The organism is Enterobacter sp. EGD-HP1 (assembly GCF_000733275.2).
GTDB lineage: Bacteria > Pseudomonadota > Gammaproteobacteria > Enterobacterales > Enterobacteriaceae > Enterobacter.
The window spans coordinates 1-20267 of the sequence record NZ_AVOP01000014.1 but is presented as its reverse complement, the minus strand read 5'-3'; the positions used below and the strand labels follow the sequence as shown (position 1 = coordinate 20267).

The following is a 20267-nucleotide window of genomic DNA, read 5'->3' as shown; positions in this document are numbered from 1 at the left end:
GAAGCTATTCATGAAGACTCCACGCTAAAAGCACCATTTTGTATATGCCCGGAGCAACGGCTGCGGATGAAGCGGATAAGACGCTGGCGTTCCTGGAGGCAATCATCAACGCAGATGATGCAGCAACGGTTGGGGATATCAGACCTTTTATCGATGATCTGGATGCCGTCCGCTTCAACCGCAATAAAATTAACCGACAGCTGAGCAAACTCGACCTTGACTCTCCGGGGCTGGAGCTAGAAGTGATCTGGCCGGGTCGTCGTCGCTGACGGATGTCTAATAGGCTTCGTAACCAGATGAACAACCAGTAGCCGGAAGATAATCATCCACCACCGCAGGAGGCAATGATGCAACTGACGCCCCAGATAGGAATAACCGATGAATCAGGCGTAAGTCGAACGGAAGAACTGATGACATTGCAGAGGTCGGGAGATGCTCTGAATGATATCGGATTATCGGTTTCAGAGCCGAAGCGGTTACTGAATACCGTCCAGCAATCGGTGGTTCAACAGCAGGTGGATGAATATACTGGCCAGCATATCCAGTGCCCTCATTGCCTTGCGGCGCGCAGAATCAAAGGCCAACAGAAAATTCAGTACCGGACACTTTTTGGCGTTATTCCTGTATCGGGGATTAGGGTATACCGGTGCCGCTGCGAAGAAAGTGCAATAAAGACCGTCAGTCTGCTCAGTGACTGGGCCGGCGATCACACTCACCCGGCGTTGAAATATATAGAAACCCGCTGGGCTTCTTTAATATCGAATGAAATGACGACCCGTTTGCTGAAAGATGTTCTGCAGGTGGGCCACATTCTGAATGCCTCAACGGTGAGGAATCATTTGTGCCAGGTGGTGCAGCGTCTTGATGCTGAAGCAGAATCACATTCTGGCTTTCTTTCCGGCGGCCCCCGGGACTGGGGGAATCTGCCAAAACCAGGAAAACCGCTTGTGGTGGGTATTGATAGTGGTAATGTTCGCGATCGGGATGACAAAAAACGTAATTTTGAAATTATTGCCGGTAAATCTTTTTCTTTGGGGATTCCGGCGGACACGCGCCGCTTTGGTTTTGTCCAGAAGGGCGACTGCCATCCGGAACGCCGACTAATGGCACACCTTTCGGCCCAGGGAATGCAGGCCAACCAGCAGATATTCTTTTTATCCGACGGTGCAGATAACCTGAGGGAACTGCAAATAGTCCTGGCTTAGGTTATTTTCCATTTTCCAGACGGCCCCCAAAACGACCGATGAGCATCTGTAGCGAAATTAACTCGAAGGAGAACAGAATGAACATTCAGGAAGAGAAGGTGGTCACGGCACGCATCTGGTACTATTTTTCCCATTACAACAGTGGGTTACGTACCCCTACAACGAAGGAGCAGATACTTGATCGGGCTGCATCGGGGAAAGCCGGTATTCACGTCTATGTGGTTGCTGAGAACCTCGTAGGAAGATTCACTGAACTGAATCTGATTAGCCCTGTGACGCGACAGCAGAAGCTGTATATGGTCACAGAGAAAGAAGCCATGATGATTCTCCGGTCAGCAGCTGGACACAGGTTAAAGAGGAAAGCTATTTCAAATGACAGTCTGATCAGCCCGCCCACGGGTGGGCTGTCCACAACGGTATTGAGGTCCGGGTGCAGAACAATGAGAGTATTAACCCGGAGCGAGGCGATCCTGAGTTTAAACAGGGTAAGGTCTGAGAGCATTCCCCATATAGAACACGCACGTATTTACTCTCCAGTCCTTGCAAAAAAGAAGGCAATATTTAATGGCAGCTAAATTAAAAGAAATTAAAACGGAATTACTCACTGACGCTCTTAATACCATTACTTGCGATGAAGAAAATATCACACGTGAAGAACGCGAAAATCCGGTCAGAACGTTCGCTCCCCTGGAGACCTTAAGCGGAAGGCAAAGGTACACTACTGACAACAATGTGACAGATGATTAAGCAGCGGAACTTTCAGACTTTATAATATCAATTGAATATGACAATGATTCTGAATTTCAGATGAGCCCGTCCTGAAATTATTCTTTACGGATAATGTCACTCCCTTAATCTAAAAATATTTTAGACATGGCCGATAATAATAAGGTCAGGAAGGGAGTGTTATGAACGATTTTCATATTTTAAGTCTTTGTATTCAGAATAAGGATGTGGCAGGTGCCATGCGCGTGCTGCGTGATAAATCAGAATTTGCGGCGCGCAAAATTCTGGAAAAATTAAAGGTTCGCGTAACGTCACAGACGGGCAGGGCATTCTGGCATCATGTTCAGGACTGGCTGCTGACGGCGTGCCGTCAGGAGAGTACACTCAATGAATCAAGTGGTTTCCGACCTTCTTCATCCCCTTCAGACACCAGGGAAAATCAGTCCTGCCGCCCTGGATATGGTCAAAATGCTGGCACTGGGTGCCATGCTCATCGACCACGTCAATACCCTGCTGCTGACGCCACCGGAACCCCTGATGTATGCGCTTGGCCGGATGGCCTTCCCCCTGTTCACGCTTATCTGGGCGATGAACGTGCAACGCACGCTGGAACGGCTTCAGAAGAGGGCAAACCGGCTGTGGATGTGGGCGGCGTTCACCCAACCGGTCTTCAGCCTGGCTTTTTCCGGACATCAGCCCTGGTGGGCACTGAACATCCTGTTCGTGTTCGTGGGCGTCACGCAGCTGCTTGCCCTTCAGTACCGGTACGGGAAAAAAGGACTGATGGCAGGCATTCTGCTCCTGGGCACCCTGGTCTGGCCGCTGAGTCCGGCAAGCTACGGGCTGTCAGGCCTGATGCTGGCCGGCGGTCTGGTGATGGTGACGGGCGGGAAGACACCTGGCGTGCAGCGCACGGGAGTGATCGTGTCCGGGCTGTCGCTGTGCAGTCTGAACGGGGTGTCGCACCTGCTGAGTCTGTCTGCCGACACGCTGCTGTTCGCCATGCTTCCCACGCTGGTTCTCCCCCTGATGGCCGTTTCACTGAGCATTCAGCTGTTTCCGGATGGTTGTCCACGCTTTATGCCCCGGCATTTTTTCTACATCGCTTATGCCGGACATCTGCTGATACTGCTCATCCTGATGCATCTCTGGTGAGAGGTGCACAGCCCCGGGGGATTACCGTTGCCCCGGGATGAAGGGACCCTGCTCCAGTAAATCAATGGCCGTCTGAAGATACAGGACCTGGTCTGGCTGCCATTTACCGCTTTCTGCCAGCTCACTGCGCAGTACGGTCACAATATTTTCGCGCTAGGTTTCATGCCCGGCTGCGGTAAGTGCAAAAACAATACTGCCCACCACCTGGCACATCTCCTCATGCTGGCGCATGAAGGTATCTGAATAGTCCATCCAGTCCTCTCCGCAGTACGTATTTTCTATAGCTCCCGGTAATAATGCCGCGAAGCGGCATAGAGACGCCAGCAGGTGCTGAACTGATTGCTGCCGGTAAGGGGCGTCGTGACCGGCGTCAGCCGTTACGGATTGATAGTTTCAGCCTTGCCCATCCCCCTTCCTGCTAAGCGATACCCGCTTACAGTTGCACAGTACCGGATTTACGCGGTCGGAGTGAGGCCGCTTGCGGCCTGTATCTCCGCGTTAGCGCCGTCAGGCGCTTACGAGCGTGTACGCAGAGCTCACCGCCACTTTTCCCGCCGCCACGCTGAACTCTAGTTACAACATCCCTTTTAAAACGAGGGTGTTCCGGCCCTTTGGGCCGGGGCGGCGTCGGTTTAGCAGGGGTCAGGTATGTATGCGCGCCTGGTTCTGGCGAGAACGGGGCCCGGCGCTTGCGACGGGAGGTACTTTTGATTTCTTTCTGAGCGCGCGGCCGTGAGGCCGCTGCATGCGAAGGCATTTTACGTTATCCACAGAGTGGCCGAAGACAAAGATCTACTCTGGAATGTAATGAACAGAGAGATAAAAAAGGTGAAGTAAGATTGTTTTGCGGAATGTCTTTTATTCATTTCCGGGTTACTTCATTTATTCATTTGCGGTTTTCTGTGTAAAAAAAAGAGACTGTGGCCACTGCGGGCCATAACAACCGGCAGAACGTCATGGTGACCGGAAGAAGAAAGGAGTGAAGGATGAAAAATGAGCAGAACGGCCGAAAAAAACAAGCACGAAAAGCCCCGGTGAGGGGCCTGTAAACAAGAAGACTGTTGTGTCGTCTGTGACTAGTCCGGTGGAGAAAGCGCCAGATCCAGCTGGTAAAGATGCTGGATAGCCAGAGCCTTCAGGCGCTCAGATGTGCACCAGTACGCTTCGTCAGGCGGCAGGGTGCGGTAAATCCATTCAGACATTGCATGGAGTCGTTCATCTGCCGGCAGCTTAATCAGATTGTTGGCACGTTTACGCTCCGCGCCTTTTTTGCGGCGGTAAACGAGTGCCTCCCGGCGCTTACGGCCGGACCAGCATTTCCGCGCAGAGTGGGCCTGAACATCATCATGTTCGCTCATCACCCCTTCCCGGATCAGCTGCTCACGCTCGGCGCTCTGACGGAGCTTCTTCTCCTGCTCTTTAAACAGCTTGTCCATATCGACGCCCAGCATCTGGAATCCCACGGGGGTGATATAGACATACGTTGGCAGCCAGGTGCGGGATTCACGATCCCAGGCGCGTTCTTCCGCGAGGCCCAGCACGCCAAACCGTACCTGTTCCTCAATAAGCCGAGAAAGGCGTGACACTGTCACCTCCGTTTCAGGAATAACATTGCCTTTTGCGTCCTTTGCACTGAGTTCTTTTGCAAGACGGGAGATACACATGCCGACGGTATGCCTGCCGGCATCACAGAAGCTGATGAGCACTGGCCAGAGCGCATCGAGCAGGCGCTGACGTTCCGGACGGAAGCCATATTTACGTCCCGCCTTACGGCGGCCGGCGACATAGAGAGGGTGACGAGAAACATGCATGCGCAGGCTGACCTGCCCGGTTTCTTTATCTTTTTTCACCAGGCGATTGTAGGCATGACCGAGCTGTCCGGAGAGCTTTTTATAATGCTCCGGGCGATACCAGGCCGGGTTCTCACATTTGGCTTTTGTGGAATGCTCACCGCGTTTGCGGCGGGTCAGTTTTTTGACCGGTGCAATGAGGAAATTACCCTGAGTACCGGCATCGACATCCTGCCAGAAACGGGTTAGCTCATCTTTCGGTAGATCTGACCAGTGAACAGAAATCTGATTGTCATTCACGGCGGCCTGTTCTTATGGCGGCCGGGTGTTGTTTTCTATGGTGCATGCGTTATAATCCTTCACGGGCAACGCGCCTGCTTTTGGACCCCCTGATATCTGACTCTTCCGCCAAGTTGATGACAGATTTCGGGGGGTTTGTGCATTCAGGCTCCGGGAAATCCCGTCACCTGCTCCTGAACGTTTTACTGGACACGTCCTGTCCCTGTTTGTTTCCGGAAGTCCGCATTTCTTCCGTAAAACCATCTTCTGCCACCCGTCTGCCTCACCACAAAGCAGTCAAACCGTCAGTTTGAGTTAGGTCACGAAAGTAATCTGAATCAACAATCTGTCCCACCACAAGACGATCGCTGACGATCCGAATACTACCTTCTCGTAAGTAATTTTTCCAGATGTTAGACCAGATAACCGTCCATAGTTTGCATGTTAATTGCCCTTAAGGGACTATAGACTATAACCGGCAGCGCTCGCCGCAGTATCAGGCCGATCGAGGAAGCGCAGGAGAACGGAACGGGAAGATGGCATTTACGCGCTGAATCTCAAGATCAGCCTCTGGCGGGAGACGATCTACAGGACCGGGGTCACTGTGTGCGTGAGGCTTTCCGGATTGCTGCCTGGAGTCTTTCATCGGTAACGGCTTCCGGGAAAACCGTGATGGTGTCAGGAGTCGCCCCACTAACGGGCATGACGACGATCCCCGGCGTTCCGGTGAGTCCCAGCGCCTCAGCCAGGTTACTGTTTTTCTCAAGGGATGCGGTATGTTCGCCCGGCACAGAGGCGGCCAGCCCTGCCTTTGACGCTGCCGCGAGTATATCATCTGCCGTCAGCTTGCCTTCATTATGGCCGGTGGCGTAGATGGCATTGTGATAGGTGACATAGGCCTGCGGCCCTTTCTTTTGCCAGACCGTCAGCCCCTGCTGTGCAGCCTGAAGTGAAGCTTCCCAGCGACCACCAAATATTGGCCACTCCTTAAAGAGGTAGCGGACGTCCGGCTGCGCTTTCATGACCTTCTCCAGCTCCGGCGCGAAGCGGCTGCAGAACACGCACTGGTAATCAAAGAATTCAATCACCGCGACCTTTGCATTATCAGGCCCGTAAGCCGGGGTGTCCGGATCATGCAGAAGGTTCGCCTGATTCTCCATCACGTTGAGTGCAAACATCTTCTGCTTACGTGCCTCCTGCTGTTCCTGCAGCTTATTACTGACGGTCACCAGAATCTCCGGGTGAGATACCAGATAGTCGGCAGCGATTTCGCCGATACGAGCCTCCTGCTCCGGGCTGAATAAGGGCTGAGGTGCCGAAGCGTGTGCCGTTGAAATAAAGCCAATGTATGTTGTAACTATTAATGCGGCTAATTTGTTTGCTTTCATTGTCTGATTCTCATGGTTAAAAGGGAGATTAACGTTCTTTCTGAATGGTTCGGGTGAGGGTCTGTTCTTCACGCTCCGGCATGCGCCCGCGTTCAGTATTTTCTGCCGCCCTGAGCATGTCTCGTTCAGCGTTTGCCAGATCTGCAATCACACGCGATGCCCGCGAATGTTCACCGGCGGTCTTGTCAGCACCTTCCAGCTCGCTTCTGACGCCTGCAGCGGCTTTCATTTCCTGTCCATCGGTGTTTTCCTCACCTCTGACCCTGGCGATCACATCCGCATCCGGGTTGAGTGGTTCCGGTTTACGCGGGTTAATGTCTTCCGGTTTCAGTCTGATCACCTCTTCCTGTGGAACTTCCGCCAGCAACGACTCCGGCTGCCTGCGCCGTCCGGCTTCTTCATTGCGAACCTGGTCTGCCAGCATTTGCTCGCGCAGCTGCTGTACGTTCTGTTCGTCCGACAGCGTGGAGACAATACCCGGGGAAACATCCTGTTTTGTCCCACCGCTTACCTTAAGCAGCCATGCTGAAGGCGGTTCATCACCGGTCTGCCAGACCACGCCGTCCTTTGGATGATTTCGTACTGCATCGAGTGCAGCCGTCAGGTTGCTGGCCACAATCGTGTTTCCGGACTGACTCCGCTGCAGCACGGCGCCACGGGCACGCTCTGTCATGACCATTCGTGTCTCCCCCTGAGTCATCCGTCCTTCCGGGCTGGAAACCAGGGAAACCAGGGCCAGGCCCGCACTCCTGCCATTGTTGTCATACACCGGCAGCGCCAGCGCCGGTTCAGGAAAGCGCCGGGTGGCCGGGATGATTTTTGCCTTCAGTGACGCCTCCTGTATGCCCTGATGGCGCACCCAGGCGCGTCCGATGGCCGTTTTATTCACCGGCTGCCCCATTGCCCAGATGGCTTTCGCCTGTTTGCGCTGCGTTTCCGGTGCCAGCGCATCGTGCGCCGTTTTGATATCACGCTCCGGTGTTTTTACCGCCTTAACCCAGTCCGCTTTCCCGTCGGTGTATATCTGGACGTGCTCTTTCACTCGTGAGGCTGAAATGTAGAAGGCACGACGGGAAGCCAGTGCCTTACGCCCGTCTTTCGTGCCCTCAAGCGCAATGACATAATCGCTACTGGCCCCCTGTGCACCGTAGCCGGTGACGGCCCAGCCGTAGTCGATATGCTGCTGCGCCCGGACCTTCTCCGGATTGATGGTGACGCGACCGTTCTCCCCTTTCAGACGGATATTCCCCTCCTCGCTGACTGACTCCACCGTATAGCGCTGGTTGGCCATCTGCCCCTGTTCGCGATCGGTCGCCGTGAACTTAAGCAGATCGCCGGAACGGACTTCCATCTCGCTGCGGCGAAACAGCTGCACGTCACCGGTGATCAGCTCCTTCGGTGAAACCAGAGCAATCTTCCCTTCCTCATCACGTACCGTCACCGTTCTGCCGTTACGGTCAACGGCCACCACATCCTGGTAGCGGTCACCGCGTTTAACCACCATCCCGGCTTCCCAGGCCTCTGTTTTGTTGAATTCATGGCGCGTATGGGTGATTTTATCGAGCACAGGCACCTTAATGGCCTTCTCCCCCAGTTCTCCCCGCGCTGCAAGCGCGGCATGAATGCCGGCATTTATCGCTTTACGGTCGGCGTTCAGCTGCGCAATGATGAGCGTACGGGACCGCGCCTCCGACGTCCGGTCCTTCCAGTCCGCCACGATGTCGTTAACAGGCGTCTCCGTTTCCTGAATCGCACTTTCCGGGAGCGCGGCTGAAGCGCTACGCGCCACACGGTCAGCCGGCTGGGTTTCAATGCGCTGCAGGGCCGCATCGATCCGGTTATCGATGATGTCGTGAACGGCGCCGCGCAACTGCAGGTCTTTCTGACGGACGATTTGCTTCATGATGGCCACATCCATCGGGCTTCGCTCCTGCATCAGCTTAAACGGCGCGCCCACGTCGACCGCTTCAAACTGGTCGATATCCCCCATCGAGACTGCACGTCCGCCGCCGCTGGCTATGGCATGGAACAATGCCGCCGTATCCTGGTTGCCTGCCATTGATGATTCATCGATAAGAAACACCTGTCCTTTATAGTCAGGTTTCCCGCCTGCGGCCGTCGCCTGGTCATGCTCAACGACAAAGGATTTGATGGTCTGCGCCCGTACACCGACGTCGCTCATTTCTTTCACCGCCTGATGCGTAGGAGCAAGCCCCGTCATCACCGGACGAACGTCAGCCGGTAGGGTCTCCAGTGCAGATATCACCGCCTTCAGCTGCGTGGTTTTCCCCACGCCGGCATAGCCCTGAATCCCGATAAACTGATCCGTGGTACCCAGCACCAGGGTGGTCGCCTTTTTCTGGCCATCGGTGAGTCTGTTCAGCACGGCCTCCGGTACCTGTTCCAGCAACGGCTGCTGCGTACCTTTCCCTTCCTCCACCACGCGCAGAATGGCTTTCTCCATCTCCCAGGTGGACCGGGACACCAGTACCGGCTCTCCCCCTGCGGATACGGACAACAGCTCGCCATTTTTAATCATCGCGCCAATTTCATTCCCGATGGCTTCGAGGTCGGGATGATATTTCTGCGCTTCCGTCGCCAGTTTAAGCTCGCTGATCACCACGGTGCGCTGGTCGTTAATGGCACGCCACACGGCCAGACCCGCGTCCGTCCGGACGCTGTGATGCAGTGAATCAACCGCCTGACTGACGTCCTGGTGACCGCTCAGGTTTCTGACCAGCTGCACGGGAGAGGCATTGGTCTTCATGCGCTGCAGCCGGGCTTCAGCCCGGTCCTGCACTTCGGCGGTGAACACTTCCGCCCGGTGGCCACTCTGTGCCAGCGAGTTCATGGTCTGGGTCGATATGTCGCGGCTGTTGAGCGCGGCCAGCACCACGCCGGTGTCGTTATCCCGTCCACACGGCGCGGTCACGTAAGCATGTGACAGATAGAGCGGCTGGTCTTTTGGCAGCGTCAGTGTGTCTTCCCCCCGTTTAACCTCAATCCCCTTTTCACTTATCCCGGTCACCTCAAGACGATCTTTGGCCTTCAGGCTGTGCTCGCGGTCGCCCGCCACGGACAGCAGTTTTTCGCCGGTGGCCACGCTGAGGGTTTCACGGCTGAAGAGACGCCAGTCAGCGCTGATATCACCGATTTTCATCCGGGTCAGCACGCCATCCCCGTCGATGAGCGAGAGGACTCGCGTGTCCTCATGCACCCGGTCAATCACATAGGACTTACGCTCTTTTGCGTCCGTGCGATCTTCAAGCACCATGCCGGGACGGTACGAACCTGGCATGCGGCGCGTTTTGCTGTCGAGCCACACCGGCTGCCGGGCCTCTATCTCCACGCCGTCACGCCCCAGCTGCCCTGCGTTCTGCAGCGCCTCACGTACCAGGCCCGTCAGCTGCGCCTGTTCACGTTTGCCGACCACGACGGCGGTGACGTTATCAGTTCCTCCGCTCAGCTCTGCAAACCGGTTGGCCAGCGCCTCGTAACGGTCGCGTTTGTTCGGAATACTGACCACTTCGGCCTCAAGCCCGGGCGCAGGCTCCGTGCGGCGGGAGCGGGCAACCCCCGCGGACTCCAGAACGGACATGGCGTTACCGTTCGCCTGCCGTCCGGCACTGTCGAGAAAGACCAGCTGTGCGTCCTGCGCGCGCGCTTCGCCCAGCAGAACCAGCGTCTCCTTTAATCCCAGACGCTCTGCCCCTTCGATAATCAGCGTGCTCTGGGGTTTCAGGTGGAAATCACCGCTCAGAACATGCTGCCGGCTGATAATCCGTTCCCGCAAATCGTCGGATTTCGCCAGCGAAATGGCGCGCTCGGCAGAGCTGGCCAGCACCTGCACGTCACGACCGTTCGCGCCGGCAATACCGGCCAGCTGCGCGGTCAGGTCACGGATGCCCGCCACGCCTGACGGGGCATTTATCAGAACCAGGGCGTCCTTCTCCACAACTTCAAGCGCCGCCGGCGCGTACTGCGCCGGGCGGGTGAAACTGACGACTTTTGTGGATTTGAGATGCTCCTGACTCAGCGCCTGGATCGAGAGTTCATCCAGCAGGTGAATACGGGAGGTGAAAACCCCTTTCTCACTGTCCAGCGGCACAATCATGCCGTTCTTCAGCGCCGCATCGATGGCCACACGAATATCCTTAATCTCCGGCAGCCGTTCACTCAGCTCAGCGGTGGTCATCATCAGCTCGCCAAAGGTGAAGCGCGTTTTACTGTCGCTGAGCTGCGAGATGGCCAGCCGGACAGCTTCAGTCAGTTCCGGGCGGGGTATTTCAGTGTCCAGCTGCGCGGCAGGTAAGCTCCTGGTCGCCGGCGTCTTTTCGGGAACGGTCTGTGCCGGCTGACTCAGCGTGTCAGTCTGCTGTGGTACTGGCTGACGGGACTGGCTCTCCCGTTCTGCGGATTGAGCAGGTGTGTCGACGCTCTTTTCTGCCGTGGACGACGTCTGCAAAGAAGCCTGTTCAGGCACGGCAGGAACCGCTTTAGCCTGGTGATCTCGCTCCGGCTGCGGCGCGGTCTCACGAAGACCTGCATCACGCGGCACCACGCTTTCCTGATACGCCTTCAGGTCAAATCCCTTCTCCTTCATCTGTCCCAGCCAGCGTTCCATCAGGCGCATCCTCGAAGGATCGACTTTCGCCCTGCGGGTGTCTTTGGCGGCCACATCCCGGCTGCGCAGCGTGGCTTCAGCCCCCACGGCCCCCTGAATTTCCCGGCCCCGTGATGAATATTCGTCCCTGACTTCTTCCGGAACGCCCTTGATTTCCCACATCCCATGCTTGCCTACTTCTTCCACTTCATGGCCGAGCGCTTCAACCCGCTCGCGCAGCGCGCTGCGATAGATTTTCCCGAGGGTGACCTGGTGCTTCATGACGGTTTCGATAAAGCCGGCGTTATGGATATAGTCCGTGGCCAGGGCTTTCCATTTGCCCGCATACTCCGTCATGTTGGCAATCAGGAGATGGGTGTGCAGCTGAGGATCAAGATTGCGCGAGGTATCATGCGTATAGGCGGCCGCTACCATCTTGCCGGTGTGTACGATGGACGTAACGCCGTCTTTCGTGTCGCGGGCCGAGATGAGCTTCTCCACATAGCCGGCCGCCACGCGGACGGCATGGTTATGTGCTTCCACCATTTCTTTATCATTGCCAATGAGCGCCAGAATGGACACGCTCTTGGGAGCGGAAAAGGTCAGGTCATGGCCCGGGCGGTGGACGTGCTGTCCGTTAACCTCCTTTCCAAGCCGTGAGCCGTGCGGCAGACGGCCCTCGAGCACGGCCGTCAGATCATCGCCACGAACATTGCCCTCAAGGCCCAGCTCTTTTGCACCTTCCCCCATCCAGAGGCTCTGCAGGTTGCCCAGAAAATAGTAGTTATCGGAATTGCTGTAGTAGCCTGCAGCCTCACCGGCTGACGCTACTGGGGCGACAGACATCATAGGTCATGCTCTCTCTCGTAATAGTGATGGTCGTTTTCGTCGTAACCCGGGTCGTCCGCGTGGCGGTGAAGTAAAATGTTCTCTTCTTCCTGCGCCAGCTGACGGTGGGTGCTGTGGGCTTCATCCTGGGTCTGCGGTGTCACTGAATTCCCTGCCGTCGTCAGACTCAGGCCGCCGTCAGGCAGTGCCGTCACCTTCATATCCAGGTTCATTGATTCGCCCGCATTCTCGCTGGCCTGATCTTCGCCTCCGCCTGAGGTCGCTCCGGTATTGAGCCTCCGTTTCAGCATCCCCAGCGCGCCGACTGCAGCTGGCTCGGAGGGAGCATCCAGCTGGGTTCTGCTGCGGATTTTTTGCAGTGCTGCAGGTATTTCCGGTTTGAGGGGCGCAGTCTCTTTTTGACGAGTTACTGAAGGAGGAGAAGACCGAAGTGAAACGACGTTGTCTTTTTTGTCTTCGGTGACAGGGTCTGTCACCGCGCTGTGATTTTCAGTTACGACTTGCGTAACCACAGGCGCTGTTCGCGATGTGACGGGCTCCCTGGCTGGTACTGGCTTCCGTTCAGGTGCAGCGCTGCGCGAAGGTTTATTTTCTTCCGCCGGAGTACGCGCCACTTTTTCGACGGCCGATGTTGCCGGCGAGCCGGATGCCCCTGCAGACGAAACCGGAGCAGGACCGTCATCTGCAGAGGATGTCTCGCTCCCCTTCTCCAGCACTTCATCACCGGTTGGGAACGTCAGACCTGCAGCTGCAGCTGCGCGCTCGTTCTCCTGAATAACCCTCTCCAGCTCCGGACTGAGCGCATCACGGATATTGCGCTCAATAAGGCCAGCATGACGTTTTTTGAATGGACGATATTTCAGCTTCAGGCGGACGACCGGATACTCACCCGGGAGTCGCACGTAGAAGTTGAGGTTTGGCAGACGCATGATCTGCTCGTAGTCAACAATCGGGTTATTCACCTCGTCCTTGCCAAGGGACACACCGTCACGCACCTGGTCCAGACCGTAGCTGTTCTGCTCACGGATTTTGCGCTTACGCTGGTTGCCCAGCTCCTTTTGCACCACTTCGGCCATCTCGGCGCTCGGCGAACGGCCGTACATACGGGTGTTCATCAGGTCAAAGATGCTTCTGGCAAGCTCGCGGCCGTAAACGTGAACCAGCTGCGCCATGTTCTGCATGCCCAGAACAAAACACCCGCCGAATTTACGCGCTTCCGCCAGCGTTTCAGCCAGTTCCGGGATGCGCTGAAGGCTCGGGGCTTCATCAAGAATGAACCACACGCGGCGCTCGCTGTTTTCACCCATGCTCTGCAGTAACAATGTGGCCAGTGACACCCAGAGTGAAATCAGTGGTCGCACACTCTTGCGGTGTCGGGCCTGAGTGGAAATAAACAGCCAGCTGTTGTCATAACGCTCCTGCGTCATCCACTCCCGAATGGTGAAAGGTGGTTTGGTGCCGTCATCCAGCCCCTGAAGAAACCGCAGCGCTTTGGCGTAGTTGGTCACCACCGAGCGAATGGAGATTGCTGTTTTCTCGATCTTCTCCTCAACCAGGTTGGCTGAAGGCGTATTGACAAGATATTCACGTAAACTTTTCATGCTGAGTGACAGCAGGGTTTTGAGAAACTTCTCTATACTCCTGTCCGGGTCAACCGACATACGTATCGCGAGGTCAGCGCAGATGGTCCGTGAACTTGAAACCCAGAATGGATCGGACTCCCCTTCCACCGGAATGAGGCTGGCAGCCAGGTTGTCATAATCGACTGCATCAATACACTCACCCCACATCTGCCAGTTGGCACAGCGTTCGTCGTGGGCATTCAGGATGAAATCGGTGGACGGGTTGTAATGGGTTTCGGTAAAGGTACAGCCAGAGTCGTAGATGATGGCCCGATCACCACGTTTGCGTATGTAGTCCAGGAGCCAGCGGATGATGGTTGATTTACCCACGTTAATGGTGCCATGCATGAGGAAGTTCATTACCTCAGCCCGTTTAACCATGTGTAAATCAGCCACCCGCAGATCGGACAATTCACCGTTTTTACGTAGCAGCTTATTCACTTCAGCAGGTTTGTCGGTCAGCCGCATACCGGAAATGTATTCGTCTTCACTTTCCTTACGACCGATATTGGCGATAAACCATGTCACGGCGATAAACACCACCATACTGAACAACCCACTGGCGCCAGCCGCCCATTGCAGCTCAGTCAGGCACTGGTCACCCATAGCCTGCATGTACGGGTCCGCATAGATCTGCGGCATGGTCATTTTGAGCACCATCATCGTCGCCGTTGGCGCATACCAGTAGTGGACGTCGTAAATTTTTGGCGTCCCCGTTGCCGGCATCAGATCGATAAAACTGCTGTTGATACTGGCGAACCACCACAGGGAGCCGTTATCAAGGGCTTCCTGTGGAATTCGCCAGAGAAAAATGGCGGTAGTCAGCACGGCGAACAGGATGAAGATCCAGAATCCTATCCAGTTGTTCACCTGAATGAACATGCGCCAGCGATAGGCGGTCATCTGCCCGCCCTGTGTGAGGTTTTTTCCTGCGAAGCTCATAGAGTGTTGTCCGGCCGTTATCGCATCACCTGCGCGGTGATGTGTGTTATCAGAGAAGAAAAGTTGAAAAGGTTGCTGTAAAACGTGGTATCGCGAGGGTAAAGCGCCGGTTTATTACATCAGGCTCAGCTCATATCTGGCCTGCTGGCACCCGTCCTCCCAGTCCTGTTCATTAATACATGCGGCCAGAGAACGGACTGAAGAGGCCACATCCTTATAAACCGCTGAATGCCATTCCTGAGGTTTCAGATCATAAAGGGTGAATTCATAGCCAGCCCAGCCAGCAATGATGGTCATTCCCTGCCCCTCCGGAAGTGAACCAAATACATTCAGATAGGCCTTCGCCACCATCAGCTCGCTTTCAAGATGGATAAGCGACCAGAATTCAGCTGAGTAATCTGCACGTTCATATATCTGATGCATCATGATGGACGAACTCCTTTGAAATTAAGGACGCAACGCTCGCCGCAGACAGGGCTGCGCCAGGCGCAGTCATGCGAGGAAGCGTAATTACTGGTAACTGACAGAAAGCACTGACGCACCCTGCCCGGAATGAACACGGTTAAAAATCAGCTGTGAGGGAGAACGGCTGCGACGATCGCCGCAGCCGCGGGTATTACATGATGCCGGCGATGGACTTGGCCAGCTGTGCTTCCAGGACAGGTTTTGCCTCTTCAAACTTGAGGTTCACCTTGTTGGCGTTGGATACCACACGAGTCTGGTATTTAGCGCGGTTGCCCTGCTCCGTGCTGGTCTGCAGCTTAATACCTGATGTGCCCTGTTTCAGGGCGGCAATATTGTCGGTAGTGACGGCAGCTTTGCTGCGCTCGGAGATTTGCAGATCGGTCACCATCGTGTAGTTAACGTCTTCGACCATTGCATCAGCAGCCATACCAATCAGCCCGGTGGCCAGCCCTACACCCAGCGTTGCGCCAGCAGACGACGAGTTATACGCCGTAATACCCGCGCCCAGTGCCGCACCCATTGCCGCACCTTCATACCCGGTCTTAAGGAAGCCCTGGGCATCACGTAGATCCATTTTCTCGGCTTTCAGCACGTTTGCCTGAATCCAGTAGTAGGCCGTGTCCGGGGAGCTGGAGACGCGGTAACCTTTCGCGGCCAGTTCATTTGTAATCTGTGCCTGCAGACCAGACATATCCTTGTCAGAGGTATTACGGATCTGCAAATAAACAGTCTTCTCTGATGATGGCTCCAGCCAGATGGTTTCACTCATCTGGGTTTTGACATCGAGGTTACGTTTCTTCACCGCTGTGGACATGGCACCACAACCAGACAGAGCGAGAGTAGACGCGATCAGACCAACAACGGCTAATTGTTTTAATTTCATGAATTCATCCTGTGCATAGAAAAACGTCCCCGTTAGCGAGATATAGCTAACAGAGACGTTATCGGCTGATTTGAAAGGGAATTTAGGTTAAATAGATGGCTTACTTAGATTACTACAAAAATTAAGGGGGCCAATGCCCCCTTACTCTCAGTATCCCCGGTTAGGGTCATACGTATTTGAAGGTTCGTTGAAGTTTGTTCCCCAACTGTTTCCGTGTATATCAAGGCCAGAAATGCCACCAACCATTGGCATTCCTGACGAAGGATTTATAGCAATCCCTTGACTGATATCCGTATGACTCGCACCGAAATTGATAGGTAGAACAGATGAATTTGTGTCTAGCCCTGAATATTGGCTCGAAGAAAACTCAGCCAATGCTATTCCCTTGCCAGACATACTTGTTTGATATCTGGCGGCCATTTCATCTGAGAGTCTATACGCTTTACTCCCGCGTATTTCATAGACATTGCCTGTATCTTTATCCTTCAAGAGGTTTAACCCCTTCCTTCCAGCCCCAAATAAAACGGCGGAAAGAACCATAACTGTGGACATCGACAGATAAAGATATACTGAATTTTCCCAGAGGAAATAGAGACATATTACTTGCGCTAAAATTGAAGCAATCAAGCGTGGAAAGAGCGAGGCAATTGAAACACCACTGCCGCTCTTATCCGCATTTTTAAGAAGATAGAACAATGGTAAGGATATCAATGTGCCTAACGCGTACATCCCTGCCAATGCGATCCAATCCTCGCTGTAATACCCGTTATGGTTAGGTATTACATCATGAATGAGTGGAATAGCAGCATATATACTAAATACAGGAATGTACGAAATTCTACATAGATTAGCCTTTAGCATTTATCCTCCTAGCCGGCTCTTTTCCTCAATTCCAGCAACTGCTCTTCTAACTTCCTTTTTTCAGCACTGTCTATAACTGGCGTTTGCTGGTCAATCTCGGCTTCTTTTCGTTGAATTTTGAAATTACCGGTTGCGTTTAAATTCTCTCCTTTCAGGATATCACTGGATGCCTGAACAGTGGATTGTTTTTTATCAATTTCTCCAGCAGATTCGTTGATTTTATGCTCATTTTCAGATCTTTGTTCCGCCACTCTGCGCTGTAATTCATTCTGGGGAGCAAAACCCTGAGTAGAATGTTCATGCAACTTAGCCTGATTTTCTTTGTAGGACTCCTGCATAGCATCACCACGTACTTTTTCGCCGCCAACATTAATTCCTGAACGGCTATGAGTAACTTCACTCTCCTGGCCATACGTGTTTCCTTTCTCCCTAATGGCTCCTGAATGATGGAACTCCGGGTGCGATTCTGCAATGTGACCGGTCCTTTCATCTGCAGTGGTGCGTCCACCGGAAACAACCATGCCTGCCGACGAGGTGATATTACCCGAGCTGCTTCTCTGTCCGGCTGCTTGTCCCTGATGTACAGTTGAATGCTCAATACCCGGCGAAACAGAATCGTTTGTTCTGGCAGAATAATTCCCACCCTGCTGGCTTCCATATTCAGCAACCTGAGTCGTTCCGTAAGGCTGGATACTGCTAACACCTACCGAGCTAAGAGTACCGCCATCCTGAGAGCTGTAACTGACTCCAGCATCATGACCAGATGAACCTGATACCTGCTGACTGCCACGCGCTGGCTGAACAATATGCTCACCACTGAATGCTGCATGCTCCTGGCCGCTGGTGAGATCTGAACGACCCTGCTGATAATCCCCCATAATTTCAGGTTTGAGACGTTCATTTACGAATTCCATCGCTGCTTCTCGCGCCGACGGCGCACTTGTCAGCATGGACTGAGCCTTATCACCGTATTTATTAGCCGCCCAGTCCACAAACTCCTGCGTATAGTTCGTATCGAGGCTTGCGCTCTGATTCTGCGCAACGGTGGCCATCCGACTGAACTCGCTACTCTGTGTAGAACTGGTGGTGTACTGATGGTACTTGCTTTCAGCATCATTGAGTGTTGCGGCCAGCTGCTGAACATTACTGCTTGCAGCATTTTCGGAATGATTCGCACCATCAGTGATACGGCTGCTTTTAACCATATCCATCCCCTGGCGGAAGTCATTAACTGCCTGGCTGTTCTGATCATGTCGCGAATCTTGTGTTTGGGAGCCCGAGTCCTGAACGCCTCTTGAACTGCCCGTCGAGTGCCGCAAATCGCCAGAAACACTTCCTTCAGCACCAAATTTAACAACACCTAAATTGACGCCTGCCCCAGCAGTACCTTTAATACCTGCAGATACTGATCCCTGATTACTGATATCCATCAGTTTGTTATAGGCTTCCTGCGTCGAGATGTTGTTTGCTTTCGCATAACTTTCAGCGGCAGACAACATCATGCCAGCACCGCGTGTTGCATTAGTGGCCTGGCTGTTTTCACTGCCTTTGATCAGGCTGTCGCTGGTACTGGTCTGATTAGAAAGCTGAGAGAGCTGCGACCAGCCACTGGTAACGCTGTGGTTGTAGCCATCGAGTGCAGTCTGCGCCTGTACCTGCGACTGACGGGCGGACTCCTGGAATCCACTGCTTGCCAGCTGGCTAAGCTTCATGTTCACCGGCAGGTTCGACATTGCACCCGAGCCGTCGATAACCGTATGGCCACCGGCCGTCTGAGTCTGCGTGGAGCCGTTATCTGCCTGCCACGTTTGCTGACCCTGACGCTGCATCAGGTTGGTATCCATCTTGTTCTGGCTGACATTGTCCATCGACATGTTGTTAAACGACCAGTTTCCGTCCGCTGTGGTCGCGGCCACACCTGCTGACGTGAAGGCGCCCGAGCTGAGTACACTCCCTGCCACCTGAGAGCCCATCGCCGCAGCACCTTTGGTCAGATAGAACGACAGCACCGGAATGGAAAGGGACAAATACCCTGCCAGATTCGCCACGTCCGAATGCTGCAGCGCAACCACATCCTTGTTGGCCAGCACCAGCGGCGTGCCCCCGGACTGGCTCTGCAGCCAGTAGTTGGCGGCATAGTTAAGAATGGCGAACATCACCGGCCACATCTGGAAATAGATAAACCCGGAAACGTATATTTTCAGGGTGTTCAGGCCAAACATAGTGTAATTTGACGCGGCCAGCGCAATCATCAGCGGGAACAGGCACACCAGGATAAGCATCAGCAGAGACTGTGCAAACGGCAGCGTGCGGGTCGCCAGCTCGTTACCTGCAGCCCAGGCAAGACGCTGTTTTGTTGCAGCGTTCTCGGTGGCCAGATTAAGCAGGTTAGCCGTGTCTGATGAGCGAGCGGCAAAGCCCTTGATCCCTTGCCGTACTGCACTGTTCGTGATGTTGTTCTTCATGATCTGCGCAGCAGTCATACCACCGGCATAGAAGAACCCATAACTGTCCCCCATTGAGTTGGCCAGAAGCGACGCACCATTCAGCTTGTTGCCAAAGACCTTTCTCGTCAGCCAGGTGAACGTCGCACTGCCCGGGTTAACGTCAGTATTGGCAAGCTTCTGGATCTCCGTTGCGGCCTGCTGGCAGGTCAGGAACTGACGCGAGGTGGAGGTCATCTTAAAGATTCCCCGCAGCGGGCTTGGGTTACTGGTTATCAACGTCAGCGGGTCAGTAGAATTGAGCAGCTGATTAATGGTGTATTTTCCATTCAGAAGAATGTCGCCGATCACACAGTTTTCCACGTAGTCCGGCAGCATCTGCGCCAGCTCCGGATTTTGCGTCGTGAAGTCACTGGTTTCCGCCACAATCTGCGAGCCAAAAAGCATCCCGGTTTTGCTGTAGGTCACTGAGTCGGGTCTGGCCATCAGCATGTCGTAAACCGACGCCATCTTGTACCCGATACTGGTCGTAAGAGACGCAATAGCCGCCAGGCCAACCGGTACGTTATCGGTGACCCAGACCGTACCCGGGTCAGAGAGGTCAATAACCTGCACTGAGCGTTTCGGTACCAGCAGGATGGATGTCAGGATCATGAAGACAGCCAACCACTGGACGAAAAGCATTGGGTTACGTTGTTTAATGAAAGTAAGCAGTACGGCCAGCACCCCAAAGGTGCCGGCAATACGCATTAAGGTGTGGAAGGTATTCTGACCGACAAGGGTAACAACGGCGTCCAGCGCCGTTTTCCACATACCCCCGCCATAAATGGTGTATATCTCAAGCATCAGCGATCACCCCAGTGATAGTTGCTTTGATAGGAGCCTGAAACAATGGTGGATACCTGCTGTTGCAGGTACTGCATGTTGCGGTCGATACCGTCCAGAGCGTTCTGATCAGCTGCTGACTGCAGCTTCATGTCAGCGAGAAGTCCCTGCGCATGAATGATGTTGTCGCGTAGTTTTGCGGCAGCTTCTTCAGGGAAGTTCTTGCCAGC

Annotated in this window: 13 protein-coding genes and 2 pseudogenes; 5 read left to right on the top strand and 10 right to left on the bottom strand. The window is 54.3% G+C overall.

Annotated features, from left to right (window positions below; translation table 11 throughout):
- Nucleotides 1-44: 44 nt before the first annotated feature.
- From N037_RS25205 to N037_RS12035, 5 genes and pseudogenes are all read left to right on the top strand, one after another.
- Nucleotides 45-269, top strand: coding sequence for a hypothetical protein (locus tag N037_RS25205; RefSeq protein WP_032641167.1), 225 nt, complete (start codon nucleotides 45-47; stop codon nucleotides 267-269).
- Nucleotides 270-347: 78 nt separating this feature from the next.
- Nucleotides 348-1190, top strand: a pseudogene (locus N037_RS12050) (ISKra4 family transposase); the annotation flags it as partial.
- A 92-nt stretch (nucleotides 1191-1282) separates the two neighbouring features.
- Nucleotides 1283-1780, top strand: coding sequence for a hypothetical protein (locus N037_RS12045; protein WP_032641165.1), 498 nt, complete (start codon nucleotides 1283-1285; stop codon nucleotides 1778-1780).
- Nucleotides 1770-1952 (top strand): hypothetical protein, encoded by a 183-nt coding sequence (locus N037_RS12040; protein ID WP_032641163.1) that lies wholly within the window; start codon nucleotides 1770-1772, stop codon nucleotides 1950-1952. Before N037_RS12045 ends, N037_RS12040 begins: the two co-directional genes overlap by 11 nt.
- Before the next feature lie 366 nt (nucleotides 1953-2318).
- Nucleotides 2319-3086, top strand: a complete 768-nt coding sequence (locus tag N037_RS12035; protein WP_032641162.1) for a TraX family protein — start codon at nucleotides 2319-2321, stop codon at nucleotides 3084-3086.
- A gap of 153 nt (nucleotides 3087-3239) precedes the next feature.
- On the opposite strand, the gene N037_RS25200 is transcribed toward N037_RS12035, so the two are convergent.
- From N037_RS25200 to N037_RS25060, 10 genes and pseudogenes are all read right to left on the bottom strand, one after another.
- The gene (locus N037_RS25200) at nucleotides 3240-3338 is read right to left on the bottom strand and encodes a DUF2767 family protein (protein WP_072163948.1); all 99 of its coding nucleotides are present in this window, start codon (nucleotides 3336-3338) and stop codon (nucleotides 3240-3242) included.
- 824 nt (nucleotides 3339-4162) lie between these two features.
- Entirely contained in the window at nucleotides 4163-5176 is a 1014-nt protein-coding gene (gene repA / locus N037_RS12025; protein ID WP_032641159.1) for a plasmid replication initiator RepA, read from the bottom strand.
- A 578-nt stretch (nucleotides 5177-5754) separates the two neighbouring features.
- Entirely contained in the window at nucleotides 5755-6543 is a 789-nt protein-coding gene (locus N037_RS12020) for a DsbA family protein (protein ID WP_032641154.1), read from the bottom strand.
- Nucleotides 6544-6571: 28 nt separating this feature from the next.
- On the bottom strand, nucleotides 6572-11995 hold the full coding sequence (gene traI / locus N037_RS12015) for a conjugative transfer relaxase/helicase TraI (protein WP_032641152.1): 5424 nt from the start codon (nucleotides 11993-11995) through the stop codon (nucleotides 6572-6574).
- Nucleotides 11992-14559: a type IV conjugative transfer system coupling protein TraD gene (gene traD / locus N037_RS12010; RefSeq protein ID WP_032641148.1), complete on the bottom strand. Its 2568-nt coding sequence runs from the start codon at nucleotides 14557-14559 to the stop codon at nucleotides 11992-11994. The genes traI and traD overlap by 4 nt, the downstream gene beginning before the upstream one ends.
- A 114-nt stretch (nucleotides 14560-14673) precedes the next feature.
- A complete protein-coding gene (locus tag N037_RS12005; RefSeq protein WP_032641146.1) occupies nucleotides 14674-14985 on the bottom strand; it encodes a hypothetical protein in 312 nt (103 codons plus the stop codon).
- Between the two features lie 190 nt (nucleotides 14986-15175).
- Nucleotides 15176-15907 carry a conjugal transfer complement resistance protein TraT gene (traT, locus tag N037_RS12000; protein ID WP_032641144.1) on the bottom strand — a complete coding sequence of 244 codons (732 nt, stop codon included), beginning with the start codon at nucleotides 15905-15907 and terminating at the stop codon, nucleotides 15176-15178.
- Between the two features lie 147 nt (nucleotides 15908-16054).
- Nucleotides 16055-16768: a hypothetical protein gene (locus N037_RS23900; protein WP_032641142.1), complete on the bottom strand. Its 714-nt coding sequence runs from the start codon at nucleotides 16766-16768 to the stop codon at nucleotides 16055-16057.
- Nucleotides 16769-16776: 8 nt separating this feature from the next.
- On the bottom strand, nucleotides 16777-20058 hold the full coding sequence (gene traG / locus N037_RS11995; protein ID WP_032641140.1) for a conjugal transfer mating-pair stabilization protein TraG: 3282 nt from the start codon (nucleotides 20056-20058) through the stop codon (nucleotides 16777-16779).
- Nucleotides 20058-20267, bottom strand: a pseudogene (locus N037_RS25060) (conjugal transfer pilus assembly protein TraH); the annotation flags it as partial. The gene traG and the pseudogene N037_RS25060, both read right to left, overlap by 1 nt.

Coding starts and splice junctions, on each gene's coding strand:
- N037_RS23900 (WP_032641142.1), bottom strand. CDS start 16,768: ATGCTAAAGGCTAATCTATGTAGAATTTCGTACATTCCTGTATTTAGT.
- N037_RS12040 (WP_032641163.1), top strand. CDS start 1,770: ATGGCAGCTAAATTAAAAGAAATTAAAACGGAATTACTCACTGACGCT.
- N037_RS12005 (WP_032641146.1), bottom strand. CDS start 14,985: ATGATGCATCAGATATATGAACGTGCAGATTACTCAGCTGAATTCTGG.
- N037_RS25200 (WP_072163948.1), bottom strand. CDS start 3,338: ATGGACTATTCAGATACCTTCATGCGCCAGCATGAGGAGATGTGCCAG.
- traG (WP_032641140.1), bottom strand. CDS start 20,058: ATGCTTGAGATATACACCATTTATGGCGGGGGTATGTGGAAAACGGCG.
- N037_RS12020 (WP_032641154.1), bottom strand. CDS start 6,543: ATGAAAGCAAACAAATTAGCCGCATTAATAGTTACAACATACATTGGC.
- traI (WP_032641152.1), bottom strand. CDS start 11,995: ATGATGTCTGTCGCCCCAGTAGCGTCAGCCGGTGAGGCTGCAGGCTAC.
- traD (WP_032641148.1), bottom strand. CDS start 14,559: ATGAGCTTCGCAGGAAAAAACCTCACACAGGGCGGGCAGATGACCGCC.
- N037_RS25205 (WP_032641167.1), top strand. CDS start 45: ATGCCCGGAGCAACGGCTGCGGATGAAGCGGATAAGACGCTGGCGTTC.
- N037_RS12035 (WP_032641162.1), top strand. CDS start 2,319: ATGAATCAAGTGGTTTCCGACCTTCTTCATCCCCTTCAGACACCAGGG.
- traT (WP_032641144.1), bottom strand. CDS start 15,907: ATGAAATTAAAACAATTAGCCGTTGTTGGTCTGATCGCGTCTACTCTC.
- N037_RS12045 (WP_032641165.1), top strand. CDS start 1,283: ATGAACATTCAGGAAGAGAAGGTGGTCACGGCACGCATCTGGTACTAT.